The sequence below is a fragment of the Vibrio sp. N418 genome (assembly GCF_000222565.1).
GTDB lineage: Bacteria > Pseudomonadota > Gammaproteobacteria > Enterobacterales > Vibrionaceae > Vibrio > Vibrio scophthalmi.
Genome location: NZ_AFWD01000057.1, coordinates 1 through 1,261 on the forward strand (window position 1 = coordinate 1; position 1,261 = coordinate 1,261).

1 rRNA gene is annotated in these 1,261 nt (G+C 51.9%); it reads right to left on the reverse strand.

Features of this window, described 5'->3' with window-relative positions:
* Positions 1-1,261, reverse strand: a 23S ribosomal RNA gene (locus tag RH86_RS12500); the annotation flags it as partial.

The following is a 1,261-nucleotide window of genomic DNA, read 5'->3' on the forward strand; positions in this document are numbered from 1 at the left end:
CTTCCCGCTTAGATGCTTTCAGCGGTTATCGATTCCGAACTTAGCTACCGGGCAATGCCATTGGCATGACAACCCGAACACCAGAGGTTCGTCCACTCCGGTCCTCTCGTACTAGGAGCAGCCCCTTTCAATTTTCCAACGCCCACGGCAGATAGGGACCGAACTGTCTCACGACGTTCTAAACCCAGCTCGCGTACCACTTTAAATGGCGAACAGCCATACCCTTGGGACCGACTTCAGCCCCAGGATGTGATGAGCCGACATCGAGGTGCCAAACACCGCCGTCGATATGAACTCTTGGGCGGTATCAGCCTGTTATCCCCGGAGTACCTTTTATCCGTTGAGCGATGGCCCTTCCATACAGAACCACCGGATCACTATGACCTACTTTCGTACCTGCTCGAACCGTCATTCTCGCAGTTAAGCGGGCTTATGCCATTGCACTAACCACACGATGTCCAACCGTGTTTAGCCCACCTTCGTGCTCCTCCGTTACTCTTTGGGAGGAGACCGCCCCAGTCAAACTACCCACCAGGCACTGTCCGTAATCCCGATAAGGGACCAACGTTAGAACATCAAGCATACAAGGGTGGTATTTCAAGATTGCCTCCACACATACTGGCGTACGTGCTTCAAAGGCTCCCACCTATCCTACACATGTAGGGTCAATGTTCAGTGCCAAGCTGTAGTAAAGGTTCACGGGGTCTTTCCGTCTAGCCGCGGGTACACTGCATCTTCACAGCGATTTCAATTTCACTGAGTCTCGGGTGGAGACAGCGTGGCCATCATTACGCCATTCGTGCAGGTCGGAACTTACCCGACAAGGAATTTCGCTACCTTAGGACCGTTATAGTTACGGCCGCCGTTTACCGGGGCTTCGATCAAGAGCTTCGACCGAAGTCTAACCCCATCAATTAACCTTCCGGCACCGGGCAGGCGTCACACCGTATACGTCATCTTACGATTTTGCACAGTGCTGTGTTTTTAATAAACAGTTGCAGCCACCTGGTATCTGCGACTCTCAATAGCTCCATCCGCAAGGGACTTCACCGTCAAGAGCGTACCTTCTCCCGAAGTTACGGTACCATTTTGCCTAGTTCCTTCACCCGAGTTCTCTCAAGCGCCTTGGTATTCTCTACCCGACCACCTGTGTCGGTTTGGGGTACGATTTCTTATAATCTGAAGCTTAGAGGCTTTTCCTGGAAGCATGGCATCAATGACTTCACTACCGTAGTAGCTCGACATCGTATCTCAGCGTTAA